21 protein-coding genes, 1 tRNA gene and 1 pseudogene are annotated in these 15,063 nt (G+C 60.7%); 9 read left to right on the forward strand and 14 right to left on the reverse strand.

The genetic code is table 11. The features are described from left to right. The first annotated feature begins 7 nt into the window (after nucleotides 1–7). A complete protein-coding gene (locus WDO70_02050; protein MEJ0062005.1) occupies nucleotides 8–340 on the forward strand; it encodes a DUF59 domain-containing protein in 333 nt (110 codons plus the stop codon). A 33-nt stretch (nucleotides 341–373) separates the two neighbouring features. Beyond that, entirely contained in the window at nucleotides 374–775 is a 402-nt protein-coding gene (locus tag WDO70_02055; GenBank protein ID MEJ0062006.1) for an iron-sulfur cluster assembly accessory protein, read from the forward strand. 7 nt (nucleotides 776–782) lie between these two features. On the opposite strand, the gene cobS is transcribed toward WDO70_02055, so the two are convergent. Further along, nucleotides 783–1,796 carry a cobaltochelatase subunit CobS gene (gene cobS / locus WDO70_02060; GenBank protein ID MEJ0062007.1) on the reverse strand — a complete coding sequence of 338 codons (1,014 nt, stop codon included), beginning with the start codon at nucleotides 1,794–1,796 and terminating at the stop codon, nucleotides 783–785. 91 nt (nucleotides 1,797–1,887) lie between these two features. Next, nucleotides 1,888–2,472 carry a DnaJ domain-containing protein gene (locus WDO70_02065; GenBank protein MEJ0062008.1) on the reverse strand — a complete coding sequence of 195 codons (585 nt, stop codon included), beginning with the start codon at nucleotides 2,470–2,472 and terminating at the stop codon, nucleotides 1,888–1,890. A gap of 59 nt (nucleotides 2,473–2,531) precedes the next feature. Between WDO70_02065 and WDO70_02070 the strand changes: the two genes are divergently transcribed. Together WDO70_02070 and WDO70_02075 are read left to right on the forward strand one after the other, a co-directional pair. Next, complete coding sequence (locus tag WDO70_02070) at nucleotides 2,532–2,810, forward strand: BolA family protein (GenBank protein ID MEJ0062009.1); 279 nt, start codon at nucleotides 2,532–2,534, stop codon at nucleotides 2,808–2,810. Between the two features lie 211 nt (nucleotides 2,811–3,021). Next, the gene (locus WDO70_02075; protein ID MEJ0062010.1) at nucleotides 3,022–3,423 is read left to right on the forward strand and encodes a ribbon-helix-helix domain-containing protein; all 402 of its coding nucleotides are present in this window, start codon (nucleotides 3,022–3,024) and stop codon (nucleotides 3,421–3,423) included. A gap of 250 nt (nucleotides 3,424–3,673) precedes the next feature. Here WDO70_02075 and WDO70_02080 read toward each other — a convergent pair whose 3' ends face one another. Continuing rightward, the gene (locus WDO70_02080; protein ID MEJ0062011.1) at nucleotides 3,674–3,988 is read right to left on the reverse strand and encodes a hypothetical protein; all 315 of its coding nucleotides are present in this window, start codon (nucleotides 3,986–3,988) and stop codon (nucleotides 3,674–3,676) included. Between WDO70_02080 and WDO70_02085 the strand changes: the two genes are divergently transcribed. Further along, nucleotides 3,968–5,290: a M23 family metallopeptidase gene (locus WDO70_02085; GenBank protein MEJ0062012.1), complete on the forward strand. Its 1,323-nt coding sequence runs from the start codon at nucleotides 3,968–3,970 to the stop codon at nucleotides 5,288–5,290. The genes WDO70_02080 and WDO70_02085 overlap by 21 nt on opposite strands. A gap of 36 nt (nucleotides 5,291–5,326) precedes the next feature. Beyond that, complete coding sequence (locus WDO70_02090) at nucleotides 5,327–5,878, forward strand: hypothetical protein (GenBank protein ID MEJ0062013.1); 552 nt, start codon at nucleotides 5,327–5,329, stop codon at nucleotides 5,876–5,878. 21 nt (nucleotides 5,879–5,899) lie between these two features. Here the strand turns inward: WDO70_02090 and WDO70_02095 are convergent, their stop codons facing one another. The 3 genes and pseudogenes from WDO70_02095 to dxs all read right to left on the reverse strand — a co-directional run bounded on the left by WDO70_02095 (nucleotide 5,900) and on the right by dxs (nucleotide 9,039). Further along, nucleotides 5,900–6,337, reverse strand: coding sequence for a hypothetical protein (locus tag WDO70_02095; GenBank protein ID MEJ0062014.1), 438 nt, complete (start codon nucleotides 6,335–6,337; stop codon nucleotides 5,900–5,902). A 45-nt stretch (nucleotides 6,338–6,382) separates the two neighbouring features. Next, nucleotides 6,383–7,063 (reverse strand): ABC transporter substrate-binding protein, encoded by a 681-nt coding sequence (locus WDO70_02100; GenBank protein ID MEJ0062015.1) that lies wholly within the window; start codon nucleotides 7,061–7,063, stop codon nucleotides 6,383–6,385. 21 nt (nucleotides 7,064–7,084) lie between these two features. Beyond that, nucleotides 7,085–9,039, reverse strand: a pseudogene (gene dxs, locus WDO70_02105) (1-deoxy-D-xylulose-5-phosphate synthase). A gap of 419 nt (nucleotides 9,040–9,458) precedes the next feature. Here dxs and WDO70_02110 point away from each other — a divergent pair. Beyond that, nucleotides 9,459–9,770 carry a hypothetical protein gene (locus WDO70_02110; GenBank protein MEJ0062016.1) on the forward strand — a complete coding sequence of 104 codons (312 nt, stop codon included), beginning with the start codon at nucleotides 9,459–9,461 and terminating at the stop codon, nucleotides 9,768–9,770. Here the strand turns inward: WDO70_02110 and WDO70_02115 are convergent. After that, nucleotides 9,718–10,170: a hypothetical protein gene (locus tag WDO70_02115; GenBank protein MEJ0062017.1), complete on the reverse strand. Its 453-nt coding sequence runs from the start codon at nucleotides 10,168–10,170 to the stop codon at nucleotides 9,718–9,720. The two genes, WDO70_02110 and WDO70_02115, sit on opposite strands and share 53 nt — an antisense overlap. Beyond that, a complete protein-coding gene (locus tag WDO70_02120) occupies nucleotides 10,079–10,267 on the reverse strand; it encodes a uracil-DNA glycosylase family protein (protein ID MEJ0062018.1) in 189 nt (62 codons plus the stop codon). The genes WDO70_02115 and WDO70_02120 overlap by 92 nt, the downstream gene beginning before the upstream one ends. Before the next feature lie 511 nt (nucleotides 10,268–10,778). Here WDO70_02120 and WDO70_02125 point away from each other — a divergent pair. Next, nucleotides 10,779–10,853 (forward strand) — tRNA-Val (locus tag WDO70_02125). Nucleotides 10,854–11,012: 159 nt separating this feature from the next. Further along, nucleotides 11,013–11,975, forward strand: a complete 963-nt coding sequence (locus WDO70_02130) for a methyltransferase domain-containing protein (GenBank protein MEJ0062019.1) — start codon at nucleotides 11,013–11,015, stop codon at nucleotides 11,973–11,975. Nucleotides 11,976–11,983: 8 nt separating this feature from the next. Here the strand turns inward: WDO70_02130 and WDO70_02135 are convergent, their stop codons facing one another. The 6 genes from WDO70_02135 to WDO70_02160 all read right to left on the reverse strand — a co-directional run bounded on the left by WDO70_02135 (nucleotide 11,984) and on the right by WDO70_02160 (nucleotide 15,063). Next, nucleotides 11,984–12,802 (reverse strand): PHB depolymerase family esterase, encoded by an 819-nt coding sequence (locus tag WDO70_02135; protein MEJ0062020.1) that lies wholly within the window; start codon nucleotides 12,800–12,802, stop codon nucleotides 11,984–11,986. Nucleotides 12,803–12,805: 3 nt separating this feature from the next. Further along, nucleotides 12,806–13,204 carry a hypothetical protein gene (locus WDO70_02140; GenBank protein ID MEJ0062021.1) on the reverse strand — a complete coding sequence of 133 codons (399 nt, stop codon included), beginning with the start codon at nucleotides 13,202–13,204 and terminating at the stop codon, nucleotides 12,806–12,808. A gap of 10 nt (nucleotides 13,205–13,214) precedes the next feature. Further along, on the reverse strand, nucleotides 13,215–13,508 hold the full coding sequence (locus WDO70_02145; GenBank protein MEJ0062022.1) for a hypothetical protein: 294 nt from the start codon (nucleotides 13,506–13,508) through the stop codon (nucleotides 13,215–13,217). 119 nt (nucleotides 13,509–13,627) lie between these two features. Then, nucleotides 13,628–14,218: a recombination mediator RecR gene (recR, locus tag WDO70_02150; GenBank protein MEJ0062023.1), complete on the reverse strand. Its 591-nt coding sequence runs from the start codon at nucleotides 14,216–14,218 to the stop codon at nucleotides 13,628–13,630. Continuing rightward, nucleotides 14,215–14,706, reverse strand: coding sequence for a GNAT family N-acetyltransferase (locus WDO70_02155; GenBank protein MEJ0062024.1), 492 nt, complete (start codon nucleotides 14,704–14,706; stop codon nucleotides 14,215–14,217). The genes recR and WDO70_02155 overlap by 4 nt, the downstream gene beginning before the upstream one ends. Before the next feature lie 33 nt (nucleotides 14,707–14,739). Continuing rightward, nucleotides 14,740–15,063 (reverse strand): YbaB/EbfC family nucleoid-associated protein, encoded by a 324-nt coding sequence (locus WDO70_02160; GenBank protein MEJ0062025.1) that lies wholly within the window; start codon nucleotides 15,061–15,063, stop codon nucleotides 14,740–14,742.

Consider the following 15,063-nt stretch of genomic DNA (forward strand, 5'->3'; position numbering starts at 1 on the left):
TGCGGAAATAAAAGACGATGCGGCGGTTGAAGATTTGCGCGCGCGCATCATTTCTCAGTTGCAGACCGTGCACGATCCGGAAATTCCGGTGAATATTTACGATCTTGGGCTAATCTATCGTTTAGATTTGATGCCGGAGGGCGACGGTTACCGCGCGGAGATCGACATGACGCTGACCGCGCCGGGCTGCCCCGTCGCGGGCACGATGCCGGGCCTGGTGGCGGACGCGGCGCGGCAGACGCCGGGGCTGACGGATGTGAAGGTCGAGCTGGTCTGGGACCCGCCATGGGACCGCTCGCGGATGTCAGAGGCGGCGCGGCTGGAATTGAATATGTTCTGACGCGATATGTGATATCTTGTAGAAGAGGTTTTTATGAAAAACGCCATTACGATCCATGCCGATGTCGTCGCTTATCTCAAAGATAAGATCGCGATGACGGCGTCGCTCGATCCGGGCAAGAAAGTCATCGGCCTGTGGGTCGAGGTGACGAAAAAGGGCTGCTCCGGCAACGCCTATGATTTCGACGTGATGACCGAGGAGAGACTGGCCGAATTCGCCGGGCGCAACCGCTTCGACCAGCCGGAAAAGATCGAGCAGGACGGTGTGACGGTCTATCTCGATCCGCAGTCGGTGATGAAAATCGTCGGCTCGGAACTTTATCTCATCAAGGATCAGTTCAGCGCCCGCCTGGATTTCCGCAATCCCAACGCCAAGGAATTTTGCGGCTGCGGCGAGAGCTTCACGGTGGAAACCCCCGTTCAAGGCCACGCCTGAGTCCGGCCTAAAGCCCCTCGCGCCGCGCCAGCGTGCGCCCGAGCGGAAGATCGACGCCGAAGCAGCGCTGGTAATATTCGGCGACGATGGGGCGCTCGGCCTCGTCGCACTTGTTGAGGAAGCTCAGGCGGAAGGCCGCCGCGATATCGCCGAAGATTTCCGCGTTCTCGGCCCAGGTGATGACGGTGCGCGGCGACATCACGGTGGAAAGATCGCCCTGGATGAATCCCTGGCGGGTCATCTCGGCGAGCGCGACCATCGTCGCCGCCGTCTTCTGGCCTTCCGCATTGTTGAGCGCGGGAACCTTGGCGCAGACGATTTCGACCTCGGCGGCAAGCGGCAGATAATTGAGCGTCGCGACGATGTTCCAGCGATCCATCTGGCCCTGATTGATTTGCTGCGTGCCGTGATAGAGGCCGGTGGTGTCGCCCAGCCCGACCGTGTTGGCTGTGGCAAATAAACGGAAGGACGGATGCGGATAGATGACGCGGCTTTGATCCAAAAGCGTCAGTTTCCCTTCGACTTCCAGAACTCGCTGAATCACGAACATCACGTCCGGGCGGCCCGCGTCATATTCGTCGAACACCAGCGCGCAGGCGTGCTGCAGCGCCCAGGGGAGAATGCCCTCGCGGAATTCGGTCACCTGCGCGCCTTCGCGCAGCACGATGGCGTCCTTGCCGATCAGGTCGATGCGGCTGATATGCGAGTCGAGATTGACGCGCACGCACGGCCAATTGAGCCGCGCCGCCACCTGCTCGATATGCGTCGATTTGCCGGTGCCGTGATAGCCTTGCACCATCACGCGGCGGTTATGGGCGAAGCCCGCCAGAATCGCCAGCGTGGTGTCGTGGTCGAAGCGGTAGGCCGGGTCGATCGCGGGCACATGCTCTTCGGCGGCGCTGAAGGCCGGGACTTCCATGTCGATGTCGAGGCCGAAAGTCTCGCGCACTTTGACAGTCGTATCGGGGGCGGTCGCGTCGGGCTTGCCGGGCATCGCGGCGGCATTCTTGGTTTTCGGCATCGCGGTCAAGAGCGGCTCCCTGTTGAGACAGGATCAAGATGGAACAGGCGGGGAAGATTCGGAAGCTAAATTTGTCGCGGTGGCATGAGAATCAAGTCCAATCCCCGGCCGCATGGATTTTCCGCAGCGTGGTGAAGGCGAGGTTGATCTCTTTCAGTTTCGCCTCGGCGCTTAGGCTGCCGCCATTGGCGTCGGGGTGATGCTTCTTGACCATGACCTTATACTGCGCCTTGACGCAGGCGAAATCGGCGGGCGGCACGAGTTCCAGGACTTCGAGCGCCGTCACGACCGAGGCGGGCATATGCCGGGTTCGCGCTTTGAAGGGCGGCGGGGCGGCATCGCCGTCTTCGCCGAAGAATTCGCGGGCGACATGCTCTTTCAGGGTTTCTTCGCGCCGCCGCCAGCTGCCGAGCGGCTTGGTTTCACGCTCCCAGCAGACGGCGTCCTTGATCGCCGCCTCGATCTCGGCCTCGTTCATGCCCGCGTAATAGTCCCAGTTCAGGTTGTATTCCCGCACATGGTCGAGGCAGAACTGGTAGTAATCGGTCAGTTCCCGGTTTTTGGGCGCGCGATATTCTCCCTGGCCCGGACAGCCGGGACAGTCGCAGGCGCGGGTTTTCACCGGCCGGTCGAGGCCGAAGAAAATCGCGTCCGTGACTTTGGTTTCGTAGCGCATGATGCTTTAATATGGCGTCTCGTTCGTTCTACCGCAACTATAGCCCGGAAAGTTTTACCATGTCGTCAACTTCTCCATTCGTCGCCGACCGGATCAAGGCCAGGCTTATGGCCGCATTTTCGCCGGTTTCGATGGAACTGATCGACGAATCGGCAAGCCATGCCGGCCATGCGGGCTATAAGCCGGGCGGCGAAAGCCATTTCCGGCTGACGATCGCGGCGGCGGCGTTCGACGGCAAAAGCCGCCTCGAGCGCCAGCGCATGGTGAATCAGGCCCTGGAAGAGGAGCTTGCCGATATTCACGCCTTGAGGCTGACGGTGCGCGGCGCAGAAGAATAAAGAAGCGTATATGGGGATATAAAATAGCTATATCAAAAACAATTATGAATTGTATTCATATCATCATACGAGGGTAACGCCATTTTCCTAAAATGGTATTATGCTAATGATATTACAATAAAAAATTGTTGATTTTTATAAAATGATATGATTACCTGTGCGTGTATTCCTCTCTGTCTAGTCCGGTCGTTCGAGCCCGGGGAGTTTCTGGATGCATACAGAATCTGTTGCGCGCGCGGTGTCGAGGCTCTCCGATCTCGAAGCCAAAGACAGCAATCTTGTCAGCCGTAATGTTACCGTCGATGGGCATCGCACCAGCGTGCGGCTGGAGCCAGAAATGTGGGAGGCGGTTAAAGAAATATGCCGCCGGGAACGGGCCAGCCTGCATGAAATCTGCACGATGGTGGCGCAGTACCGCCGCCCCAATTCCTCGCTTACCGCGGCGGTCAGGGTTTTTATCATGGCTTATTTCCGAACCGCCGCGACCGACGAAGGCCATGATCGCGCCGGACATGGCCGCGGGCCGTCGCTGACTCTCGCCGCCAATACGGTGATGCGGACCGATTTTGGCGCCGGCAGGGTCATGGCCGTTCCTCAGGACAAGTCATCATAAAAGGCGCCGCCGAGTCGGCCATCTCGGCTTTCCGGGGGTCAGGGCGCAGCCTCGCCACGCCTTAATTTTGAGCGGGAACGGAAAAATATCTTCTTGACAACTTGTGAATAACTTCGTGGAAGGTTCATATATGCATTTGAAATATCATGAGTTTTCAAAAGGCTTAAGCCTCGTTTGTTAATAAATGCCATCTCGGTTAATTTGAAGTTAAAGGCCCGGCGGAAGTTTGGGGTTGACAGTCAATCATGGCTTAATCATCTTCACGCTCAATGCAGAGGAAATAATCCCGGCATGAGGAAAGTATCGCGTGAAATTCTACTCTGACCTTCGCTTCGCCAGTTCTCAGTTCTCTGAACAGATTACCGCTCTCATTCTTGCTGGAGTTGTTGCTGTCATTGTCGGCGGTGTCGCTCATGTGGGCGTTCACCATCGCGATATTGCGCGCCAGGATCGGGACGCCGAAACCCGCGCCGCCGTTTCGGCGATGAATGCCGGCGGGAATGCCGCCGGGATTTTGAACAGCCAGCCCATTATGCAATCGGGTATGTCGGCGCGCGATGCTCATGCTTCGAACGCGGCCGCCGCGCCGTCCTTACCGACAATATCCGCCGCGCCCAGCGCCGCCCCTGTCTCACAGGTCTCGCCCGCCCTTCATCAATTAGCCGAAAACGCCAAGGCGGCGATTCTGACGCCTGAGCCTGTCGTGCGCGCCGTCGAACTCAGCCGGGGCGATACGCTTGCCAGCCTGCTCGCCGATGCCGACCTCGAAGCCAGCGACGCTCATGAAGTGCTCGAAGCCATCGGCAGCGTCTATAATATGAGGAAGCTGCCGCGCGGCCTCGAAGTCAGCATGCGTTTTACGCGCCTGGGCTCCGAGGAGACTTTCGACGGCCTGACCTTCCAGCCTGAGCCGACGGCGGAGATTCGCGTGGCGCGGGTCGATGGCGCCTTTAAGGCCGAGAAAATCGTCACGCCGGTGGAACGGCAGCGTTTCGCGGTCGAAGGCGCGATCGATTCTTCGCTATACGAGGCCGGCGCCGCCAAGGGCGTGCCGCATAGCGTCATGGCGGCCATGATCCATGCTTTCTCGCATACCGTCGATTTCCAGCGCGATCTCCAGCCCGGCGACAAGTTCCGCGTCCTTTACGATCAGCCCAGGACCAAAAGCGGCCAGCCTGCTGGCGACGCGACGATCATTTACGCGGCTCTCGAGGTCGGCGGCGTGGCCAAAGCGGTCTACCGCGTTCTTTACAGCGACGGCACCTCGGAATATTTCAACGACAAGGGCGAAAGCGTCCGGCGCGGCCTGATGCGCACGCCCATCGACGGCGCGCGCCTGAGCTCGTCCTTCGGCATGCGCCGCCATCCGATCCTGGGCTACAGCAAATTCCATAAAGGCATCGATTTCGCCGCGCCCACCGGCACGCCGATTTTCGCCGCCGGCGACGGCGTGGTGCAGGAAGTCGGATTCAAGAACGGCTATGGCCGCTTTATCCTGGTGCGGCATACGGACGGCCTTGCCACCGCCTACGGCCATATGAGCCGCTTTGCCAGGGGGATCAGCCGCGGCAGCCGGGTGCAGCAGGGCGATGTCATCGCCTATGTCGGCATGACCGGCCGCGCCACCGGCCCGCATTTGCATTTCGAGGTTCGCCGCGAAGGCCAGCCGGTCAACCCGCTCAGCGTCGATATGCGCGCCCGCTACGCCCTCACCGGCAAACAGCTGACGCAATTCACCAGCGGCAAGGCGATGATCGATCAGGAATTCAAGCGCCAGACGCTTGCCGACGCCGAGAAAGCCGCCGCAAAAGGCCGGGAAGTCCAGGTCGCTTCCAACAACGGCCGTCCGAAGCTGGGCGACAATTAAGGCGCTTCCGCGCGCCTCATAATAAAGGGGGCGCGCATGACTTCCTCTGTTTCTTCTGTTTCCTGGGTTTCCGCGGGCCCGCCTGTCGCCGTCGACGGGCTGCTGGAGCATCAGCGCCTGCAAGAGCCGCGAAGCCGGATTCACGTTCAGCCGATGCCGCTCGGCGCCATACCGGACGCGGAGACGCTGATCCGTCAAGTCGAACGAGGCGGCGGCGCGGATTGCGCGCTTGAAGAGCGCGCCGGCAGGTTTGTGCTGGTGCATCGCCCCGATCCGGCGGAAAATTTCCAGTGGGAGACGGAGTTCAGAAAGCCGATCAAAGAAGAAATCGAAAATGTGATGCTGCGGCAGCCGATATTTGCCGGTGGCGAGACCAAGCTTGCCGGGATTTGGCTGGTGGATACGCCCTACCTGGCTGTCGTCGCGTGGAACGACAAGCATCGCATGGCGCTGCCGATTGTCGGGCTCGGTTCGTCGCTAAGACCGCTCGATCGATATCTCAGCCAGTTATCCGAAGCGGTATCTGCGGCGCCGTCGCGGCCCGGCGCATCCTCATCGCCGCCGTCGAATCCGCCGGTACCCGCTTAAGCGCGCCGATCCGAACCCCGTCTATTTATAGCCTGTCGTCACGCACTGGCCTTCATTCAGGGCCTGCTGCATCGCGCTTGGATATTCTTTGCCGTCCATCACGTAGGTCGACTGGATGTTCGAGCCGCTGGCGGAGGCCGTGCCATGGGTTTTGCCGCTTATGGGTTTTCCCGAAGCGTAATTCCGGAGTTCCTCGGTCACGGCCTGGCGCATCTCGGGCGTATAGGCGCATTCAAGCCTGCCGCCGCCCGGCATCTGCTCCGTGTAAAGGCATTTGCCGTTATTTTCGCCGCGGATGTTTTTTTCCATCGCCTGACGCGTGAAAGGATGGACGAAGCTGCATTGATAGGGAGAGCAGGACTCGAGCATGGCGGGAAAATCGGCGCAATCGTCCGCGCGGCTTTGGCCGGGCATGGCGGCGAGAAACGCGCATGCCAGCAAGAATAAACGATATTTCATATTTCTCTCCGCGATCATGACTGCGCCGGGAATCGAATCCAGGGATTACGTGTTCTTCATTCCCTTGGCTTTTTTATCCAGCACGTCGATCAGCGCCTGAACGCCGTCGTCGCGGATGACCGAGGAAAACTCGGCGTGGCGGACGGCAAGCTCGCTGATGGTCGCGTCGAGATAGACATCGTTGATGCGCCATTCCTTGTTCGCGTCCTGGCGCAGCAGATAGTTCAGCGTCACGGGCGTCTCGCCTTCATGCGGCACCAGCCTGGTTTCGACGATCATGCCGCCGCCCGGGGCGGGTTTCTCGCCGATGACTTCAAACTTTTCGCCCGAGAATCCGGCGAAGCGGCTGGCGTAGGTCGCCACGCTGAAATCGCTGAAGGCGGCGATAAGGCGCTGCTGCTCCGCGGGCGCGGCCTTGAACCAGTCGCTGCCGACGGCGAAGCGGGTCATCATCGGCAGATCCAGCGCGCGCTCGATGGCAGGCTTGAGCTGGGCGTAGCGGCCCTCGAAGCCGAGCTTGTCGCCGCGCTGCATCACGAACAGCAGCTGGCCGTAGAAAGTCTTCACGACGTCCTGGGCGCTTTGCTGCGCTTCGGCGCGCGGCTGCTGGACGGGCTTCGCCATGGCGGCGCGCGCAACCTTGTGCGGCTGTTTCGGCATATCCGCGGCTTGCGCGGCGCCGTGCGCGGCAAGAAAGATCGCCGTAGCGGTTAAGAGGAATCGCATGGTGGTGTCTCCTGTTATGGCCTAGGCGTAAGCCGCCTTGGCTTCCTTCGTCGCGTCTTCGATCGTCATGCCCAGCATGTTCAGCGCCGTGGCGACGATATGCGCGGCGTTCAGCCTGGCTTCGTCATACTGCTTCATCGGCGCGTCATGCTCCTGGAATTGATCCGGCAGGGTCATGGTCCTGATCTTGAGGCCGTTGTCGAGCGCGCCCATTTGCGCGAGGTGATGCAGCACATGGCTGCCGAAACCGCCGATCGAACCTTCCTCGACGGTGATGACGGCTTCATGCTCGGCGGCCAGCATGCGGATAAGGTCGAGGTCGAGCGGCTTGGCGAAGCGCGCATCGGCCACGGTGGTGCTCAGGCCGCGCGCCTGTAGCGCATCGGCGGCTTTCAGGCACTCGCCCAGACGGGTGCCGAGACTGAGCAAGGCGATCTTGCCGCCCTCGCGGACGATCCGGCCTTTGCCGATCGGCAGCACGGAGCCGCGTTCCGGCAACGCGACGCCCATGCCCTCGCCGCGCGGATAGCGAATAGCGGAGGGCGCGTCGTCGATGGCGGCCGAGGTCGCCACCATGTGCATCAGGTCGGCTTCGTCCGCCGCCGCCATGATGATCATGCCCGGCAGGCAGCCCATATAAGCGAGGTCGAAGGAACCGGCGTGAGTCTGGCCGTCGGCGCCGACCAGCCCGGCGCGATCCATCATGAACCGCACCGGCAGCTTTTGCAGCGCCACGTCATGCACCACCTGGTCATAGGCGCGCTGCAGGAAGGTGGAATAGATCGCGCAGAAAGGCTTAAATCCTTCGCAGGCGAGACCGGCGGCGAAGGTCACCGCATGCTGTTCGGCGATGCCGACATCGAAGGTGCGCTTGGGAAAGCGCTTGCCGAAAATGTCGAGTCCGGTGCCGGACGGCATCGCCGCGCTGATGGCGATCACGCGCTCGTCATGCTCGGCTTCCTTGATCAGCGCTTCGGCGAAGACCTTGGTGTAGCTCGGCGCGGCGGGCTTGGGCTTGATCTGCTCGCCGGTGACGACGTTGAAGCCCTTGGTGACGGGCGTGGAGCTTATCGGCGGACGATTCCGCCGGGGCGTAGCCGTGGCCCTTTTCGGTGACGACATGGATCAGCACCGGGCCGCCGACGGGATCGTTCTTGACGTTTTCCAGCACCGGAATCAGATGGTCGAGATTATGGCCGTCGATCGGGCCGACATAGTAGAAGCCCATTTCCCTCGAACCAGGTGCCGCCGGTGATCATGCCGCGCGCGTAATGCTCGGCCTTGCGCGCCGCCTCTTTGATTGGGCGCGGGAACAGATCGGCGAAGACGCCCGCCATATGGCGGATATTGCGGTATTCCTTGGACGAGGCGCAGCGCGACAGATAGGCGCTCATGGCGCCCGTCGGCGGCGCGATCGACATGTCGTTGTCGTTCAGGATGACGATCAGGCGGGAATTGGACGCGCCCGCATTGTTGAGCGCCTCATAGGCCATGCCCGCGCTGATCGCGCCGTCACCGATGACGGCGATGACATGGTTGTTCTTGCCCTTGAAATCGCGTCCCGCCGCATAGCCGCAAGCCGCCGAAATCGAAGTCGAGCTGTGCGCCGCGCCGAAGGGGTCGTACTCGCTTTCGCTGCGCTTGGTGAAGCCGGAAAGCCCGCCGCCCGTCCGCAAGGTGCGGATACGGTCGCGCCGCCCGGTAAGGATTTTATGCGGATAGGCCTGATGGCCCACGTCCCAGATCAGGATGTCGGCGGGGGTCTCGAACACATAATGGATGGCGACCGTCAGCTCGACGACGCCCAGGCCCGCGCCCAGATGCCCGCCGGTATGCGACACCGCGTCGATGGTTTCGGCGCGCAGTTCGGCGGCCAGTTGCGGCAATTGCTCCACATCAAGTTTGCGGAGGTCGGCGGGGATTTTGACCAGATCGAGTAACGGGGTAACCGGCTTGCCGCCCGCGAGCGGCTGGATCGCCTCGGCTTCAACGAAGCACTCGGTTTGCACGGGGGAAAGCTTATCGGCATTCGGACGATCAATTTTGTTCAAGGTCTATACTCCCCAATGAAGACGCGCCTCGCCCGCGAGCGGCAGCGCATCGTTCTAAAGCCGTTATGTGTAGCGGGTCAGGTGGCAGAAAAGCAAGCACAACGGCGAATAATTTCGCTTGCAGAACAGTAGCTTGGTTAATTTTTTCACAGGCGTGGCCGTGCCGCCACAGCCGAATCGGGAATTTTGCAACTGCGAAAGGCGGATAATGGAAAGCGGATATCAAAGAGCCTGATTCGCATTTCAATTATTTTCATGGAATTCGGGGTATTGTCGAAGGCTGATATTACGAAGGAGGGCATGGGTTATGTCCAAATTGCGCGGCACGCTTATCGCCGATATGGGTGAAAAGCGTAAATAAAGAAGCCGAAAAGGCTTCCGGGTTTTCGCGTCTGCGCGGCGACTTGGCCAAGCGGCAAGCCGAATTCCTGGCCAGCGACGGAAAAACCGTCATTAAGCCCGGCGACGAGGTTCAGACCAAATCCGTCGAATCCGGCAATCTGAATCAATGGACGGTGCAGGAGATTTTCACGCAGGAAAAAAGGGGGTTATGCGTCAGGCTGGCGCAGGGACCGGCCCGCGTCGTTTTCAGCCAGAATGACGTCAAGCAAACGGCGGACAGGCTGACGTTGCTGCGCAAAGCCCTCGTCCCTTAAGCCTGCTCTTTCCCTCTCCTTTCACTTTTCTCATATGCCCGACCCACTGCGGCATCAGCGCCCAGTTGCCGCGCAGGATGAAGCTCGGGTGATAGGTGCAGATCACCGGGATTGTCGGCGCGAAGCGGCAGGGATGGGTCTTGCCCGCCTCTGCCGTCACGCCATTGAGGCCGGTCAGCGCCCATAGCGGCGTGCGCCCGACCGCCAGCAGTGCGCGGGGCTTTTCGGCCAGGATCGTATCACGCAAATGCTCAAGCTCGGGCTTGAATTGGGCGAGGCACAGCTTGCCGCTCATCAGGCCCCAATCCTCAGCCAATGCTTCGCCCGCCGCCTTCGCCGCGCGGCGCGAGGCGAAGAAATGGTCCACCCTTGTTGCCCGGCGGCTGATAGCGAAAGACATTGGCGATGAAGCTGGCGGGGCGCTCGATGCCCGCCTCGGCCAGGGCTTTGTCGAGCAGTTGCCCGCTGCGCCCGACGAAGGGGCGGCCCTGCCGGATTTCCCTCGGCTCCCGGCGCTTCGCCGACGATCATGACGCCGTTCCAGGCCGCGCGTGGCCGTTCATAATCGGCGAAGGGAAGCGTTAATCTTTGGGGCATGGCGCGGCGTTCAAGAGGGTTTTACTTTCGCGATTCGTTGTTATAATTAGCCCGATTTAATTTAATTGCGCGCTCATTTATTTTTTTAGGAGTCCGTCATGAAAAACGATGGCTTTGCGGAATTCGCCCAAGATTTGACCCGCGCCGCGCTGGAAGCGGGATAGCGCCTGGGTCGCCGCCAGCAACCTTGCCGTTCTGAGAAAAATTGTTAAGGCCGATAGGTCGCTCGCCGGATGGCACATGACAAGGGATCTGCTCGATATTCAGGAAAAATATCCCACCGGCCCCGCGCGCCGCGCGGCAAATGCCGTATGGGATCTTCTTCCGAAGCCGGCGGCCGCTTAAAGCTGTTTGCCGTACCGGTTGCATCCGCGCCGCCGATTAATGTAAACGAACCCCTCTTGTGGCAGAGGGCGCGTAGCTCAGCGGGAGAGCACTACCTTGACATGGTAGGGGTCACAGGTTCAATCCCTGTCGCGCCCACCACTGGTTTTTCTTAGCGAGCGCAGCGAGTTTAGAAAAACCGAGTGTCCGCCATAGCTCGCGTAGCGAGCGAAGGCGGACTGGCCGTCATGCGCGCCTTCGCGCGCGGCCCATATTCAGCAGCTATTGGCACCTCAGCCCAAAAATTGCTTTACTGGAATTATGGCTGATTCGCGTTCCGGGTCGAAAAAAACACGGGCTTCCCCCAAAGGCGGCGGCTTCGCCGCTGGCTTGGCGCGCCTGGCGTCCGGTTTGCGCCGGAAAATTTTTTCCAAACCCGCGCCGCGCGCCGCGACCATTCAAAAAGCCATCAAGCCCGAACCTGCCGCCGTTGCGCCCGCTTCACCTCCGGCCGTGCGTCCGGGATGGCGGACAAGCCGTCCGGAGCTGCTTGAAAGAATATGGGGCGCGGGGTGGCACCTGCCGCTCGGCAAGCCCCTGATGGAAGTCATGGTCGCGCCCTTCGGCCTGACCAAGGAAATGAGCGTCGTCGATCTTTCCGCAGGGCTTGGCGGCATGGCGCGGAGGATCGCCGGCGAATACAAGACCTATGTCACCGGCCTGGAACCCGATCCCGCGCTCGCGGCTTACGGCGCGGCGCAGTCGCTGCGCCAGGGCATGGCCCGCAACGCGCCCGTCGATCACTATGACCCCGAGATCCACGAAGCCGAGCGGCGCTATGATTGCGTGCTGGCGCGCGAGCTTTTTTTCCGGATCAAAGACAAGCCGCGCTTCATTGGCGTCGTGACCGGCAGCCTGAAAAGCTACGGCCAGGTGTCATGGACCGATTTCATCGTCGAGGAACCCGATCTTTCGCTGCCCGCGATGGAGGCATGGCTCGGCCATGAAGCGGGCGCGCGGCCATTGTCGCTCAATGCCTCGCAGGAATTATGGTCGGGCTTCGGCTATGATATGCGGGTCAGCGAAGACCGCACCGAGGCCTATAAAAAAGATATTCTGCAGGCGCTGGCGCGCTTCGTGCCGTTTCTCAAGCAGCAAAAGCTCGCCGAGGACGTCAAGCCGCTCATCATGGGCGAAATCGAATTATGGGCGCGCCGCGCCGCCGCGTTCCAGGCCGGGATGAAGTTCTACCGTTTTTACGCCACCAAGAAGACGGGCGCGTGATTTAGAGATCACCGCCGCGCGTGATGTTCCGAGAAATCCCAGATCAGCTCCTCAGCGCCGGACGGCCATGCGTGGGCGCCGCCGGGGATCGTATAGAAGGCGGCATCCGCGCCGTAGCGGCAGTCGCTCCACTGTTCGGCGATCATCCCGCTTCTTATGGCGCGCGCGGGTTTCGGATCGCAGCGATTTTGCGCCGTCCTGCCGCGCATGAAGGCGCGCGGGCCGAACTGGATGAAGCGTCCGTAATAAGGCATGATTTTATCCGCCGTGCCGTGAAACGCGATCACCGGAAGCGGCAGGCTGCTTTGGCAGTCATCGTAGAGCGGATAACTGCCCGCGACCGGCGCGATCGCCGCGAACAGATCCGGCGCGACGCATCCCATGCGCCATGCCATCTGCGCGCCGTTTGAAAGACCGGCCAGAATAATGCGCCCCGTATCGACGGGCATGCGGGCGGCGATGTCGCCGATCACGGCGCGGATGAAGTCTACGTCTTTTTGCGAATCCTGCTGTGCGAAGCGCCAGCCGCCAGTTTCCGCTTCGGGATAGGCGGCGATGAATCCCTGCCGGTCGGCCATCGCCGAAAATCCGCTCAACGATTCCATCGCGGCGGCGCTTTCGCCGAACGCGTGCAGGACGATGACCAGCGGCGCGGGCATGGCGCTTTGCTGCTGCGGCAGATGCAGCAGATAATGCCGAGGCTCGTTGTCAGATTTGACGGTTATATCATGGCTCTGCGTCTGATCGAACAGGCAGGCATGGGCTGGCGCATCGGCCGTGACGAGGAATGCAATGAGGGCGAGGAAAGTGCAGCGCCTTTTATGCACGCGCTAGCCCGTCGAGGTCGGCGGCGCGGGCTGATGGCTGAAATTCATGCCGGGCGTGGCCGCGGCGCGGCGGGCTTGGTTCTTCGCGACTGGCGCTGCCTTGTTTTGCGGACCGCCCCGGTTTTGCGCCGCCTCCCGCTCTTGCGCGACTAGGCGGTAGCCGAGAATGCCTGCCGGGTCGATGAAGGGATTTTTATCGCCGACCTCGATATAGCGCTGGATGCCGCCGAAAGACAGCCGATCCCGGCCCCCGCTCTCCTTGTCGCCGAACAGCGCTTCGCGGGCCAGCTCTTCGATCTCGGGCGGCAGGATGGGCACGGGCGCGTCGATGTCGGCCAACCGGTCAAGAGGGAAGCCATCGTCGATCGCGCGCTTCAAAACCTCTGGGGGCGCCTTATACATGGTGTGAACCCTAACCGGCCTCTGCCGGCTCTTCATAATATTTGCCGTTGCGGTATTTCACGAAGCTCGTGTCATAGCCTTCGATCACTTTTTCATTTTCTATTCTAATAAGCAATATCTTACGGATTTTTGTTAGGTAATAATTGACCTCGTCCGTCGCCATCCAATCCATCGGATAGTCGGTTCCGGTATCGAAGATGATTTTCATTTTTTTGGCGTCGATATCGTAGGCGACCCATACCGGGACCGCCTCGAAAGCCTCGTCATGGACAAGGCATACTTTGCCCTTGGCATTAATGATCAAGCCGATATTCAAAACAGCCCTCGTGGAAATGAGGCCCGCGCCCCATGCTTATCTGTGCGACGCCGAAGACATGTTGTCAACCGAATCCGTTAAGAAGCGGTGAAAGCGGTTCAACTTCCTTATGACGCTTTTTTTCGCCCCAGCATCGCCGCCGTCAGGGTCCCGTCATCGAGATAGTCGAGTTGTCCTCCCACCGGCAAACCATGACCCAGGCGGCTGATATGGATGCCCCCCGGCGCAAGCCTTTCGGCGACATAGTGGGCGGTGGTCTGGCCGTCCACGGTGGCGTTGAGCGCCAGGATGACTTCCTGCACCGTGCCGTTGCCCGCGCGCTCCATAAGCTCGGCGATGCGCAGATCGCCGGGCCGGATGCCGTCGAGCGCGGACAAGCTGCCCCCCAGCACATGATAAAGCCCGCGAAAGGCATGGCTGCGCTCGATCGCCCACAAATCGGCGACATCCTCGACGACGCAAATCCGCGTCCGGTCGCGCGCGGCGTCGGTGCAGACCCGGCAGGGATCGACGACGTCGAGATTCCCGCATTGAGAGCAGAAATTCATCTGCGCCGCCGTTTCCTGCAGCGCCTCGATCAGCGGCAGCATCAGCGTCTCGCGCTTTTTCAGCAGATGCAGCACCACGCGCCGCGCCGAGCGCGGGCCGAGGCCGGGAAATTTCGCCAGCAGCTGGATCAGGCGTTCGAGCGCGTTCATGCGTGGCTCATGGCGGCGGCTTTTTCCAAATCTTCGCGGCCGATCGTGCAATAGGACCAGCCGGGATAAATGACCGCTCCGGCTTTCTTGTACAAATCTTTGGCCATCTCGTTATGGCTTTCGACGACGCCGCTGATGAACTGAAAGCCGTGATCGAGGGCGTAGCGCGCGACGAAACGGTATAATCGTATGCCGTAACCGAGGCGCTGATATTCCTTCTCGACATAGATTCCCGGAATGTAAAGTCCGCGCTGGCAGCCATAAGAGGTGAAGGCTTCGTAGAACATGACGAAGCCGATGGGCCGCCGGTCGCGCTCGCCGAAAAAGGCCCGCACATTGGTGCCGCCGAAAAAAAGCTGCTCGCCAAGCTCGCGCGCGTTGATCTCGATTTTATAGCCGTCATGCGCGGCGAGATCGACGCAGAACCGCGCCAGAATATGCAAATCTTCCGCCTTGTCGGTCACCGGCCTGATCGTGAAGAAACTCATAGTCCCCTATGGCGGTAAAAATAACTCTAGCGCTTAAAACGGCAATTTCACGCCCGGCGGCAGCTTGAGGCCGCCCATCATTTTCTCGGTTTCGCCCGCGACGGCGGCTTCGGCGTTGGTCTTGGCGTCGCCCGCGGCGGCGAGAATCAGGTCTTCGAGCATCTCGACCTCGCCGGGATTGACGATCTTGGGATCGAGCTTGATTTTGCGCATCCGGCCTTTTGCGGTCATCGTGATTTGCACCAGTCCGTTCGCGCTCTGGCCGGTGACTTCGATCTCGTCGAGCCGTCCCTGGAGCAGCGCCATCTTGCCTTGCATTTCCTGCGCCTGTTTCATCATTTGCGCCAGATTGGTCAT

It is taken from the genome of Alphaproteobacteria bacterium (genome assembly GCA_037200005.1).
Lineage (GTDB): Bacteria > Pseudomonadota > Alphaproteobacteria > UBA9219 > RFNS01 > JBBCGY01.

Excerpts from the sequence above, each read along its gene's own strand:
- WDO70_02055 (MEJ0062006.1), top strand. The coding sequence starts at position 374 with ATGAAAAACGCCATTACGATCCATGCCGATGTCGTCGCTTATCTCAAA.
- cobS (MEJ0062007.1), bottom strand. The coding sequence starts at position 1,796 with ATGCCGAAAACCAAGAATGCCGCCGCGATGCCCGGCAAGCCCGACGCG.
- WDO70_02065 (MEJ0062008.1), bottom strand. The coding sequence starts at position 2,472 with ATGCGCTACGAAACCAAAGTCACGGACGCGATTTTCTTCGGCCTCGAC.
- WDO70_02070 (MEJ0062009.1), top strand. The coding sequence starts at position 2,532 with ATGTCGTCAACTTCTCCATTCGTCGCCGACCGGATCAAGGCCAGGCTT.
- WDO70_02075 (MEJ0062010.1), top strand. The coding sequence starts at position 3,022 with ATGCATACAGAATCTGTTGCGCGCGCGGTGTCGAGGCTCTCCGATCTC.
- WDO70_02085 (MEJ0062012.1), top strand. The coding sequence starts at position 3,968 with ATGTCGGCGCGCGATGCTCATGCTTCGAACGCGGCCGCCGCGCCGTCC.
- WDO70_02080 (MEJ0062011.1), bottom strand. The coding sequence starts at position 3,988 with ATGAGCATCGCGCGCCGACATACCCGATTGCATAATGGGCTGGCTGTT.
- WDO70_02090 (MEJ0062013.1), top strand. The coding sequence starts at position 5,327 with ATGACTTCCTCTGTTTCTTCTGTTTCCTGGGTTTCCGCGGGCCCGCCT.
- WDO70_02095 (MEJ0062014.1), bottom strand. The coding sequence starts at position 6,337 with ATGAAATATCGTTTATTCTTGCTGGCATGCGCGTTTCTCGCCGCCATG.
- WDO70_02100 (MEJ0062015.1), bottom strand. The coding sequence starts at position 7,063 with ATGCGATTCCTCTTAACCGCTACGGCGATCTTTCTTGCCGCGCACGGC.
- WDO70_02115 (MEJ0062017.1), bottom strand. The coding sequence starts at position 10,170 with ATGTCTTTCGCTATCAGCCGCCGGGCAACAAGGGTGGACCATTTCTTC.
- WDO70_02130 (MEJ0062019.1), top strand. The coding sequence starts at position 11,013 with ATGGCTGATTCGCGTTCCGGGTCGAAAAAAACACGGGCTTCCCCCAAA.
- WDO70_02140 (MEJ0062021.1), bottom strand. The coding sequence starts at position 13,204 with ATGTATAAGGCGCCCCCAGAGGTTTTGAAGCGCGCGATCGACGATGGC.
- recR (MEJ0062023.1), bottom strand. The coding sequence starts at position 14,218 with ATGAACGCGCTCGAACGCCTGATCCAGCTGCTGGCGAAATTTCCCGGC.
- WDO70_02155 (MEJ0062024.1), bottom strand. The coding sequence starts at position 14,706 with ATGAGTTTCTTCACGATCAGGCCGGTGACCGACAAGGCGGAAGATTTG.
- WDO70_02160 (MEJ0062025.1), bottom strand. The coding sequence starts at position 15,063 with ATGACCAATCTGGCGCAAATGATGAAACAGGCGCAGGAAATGCAAGGC.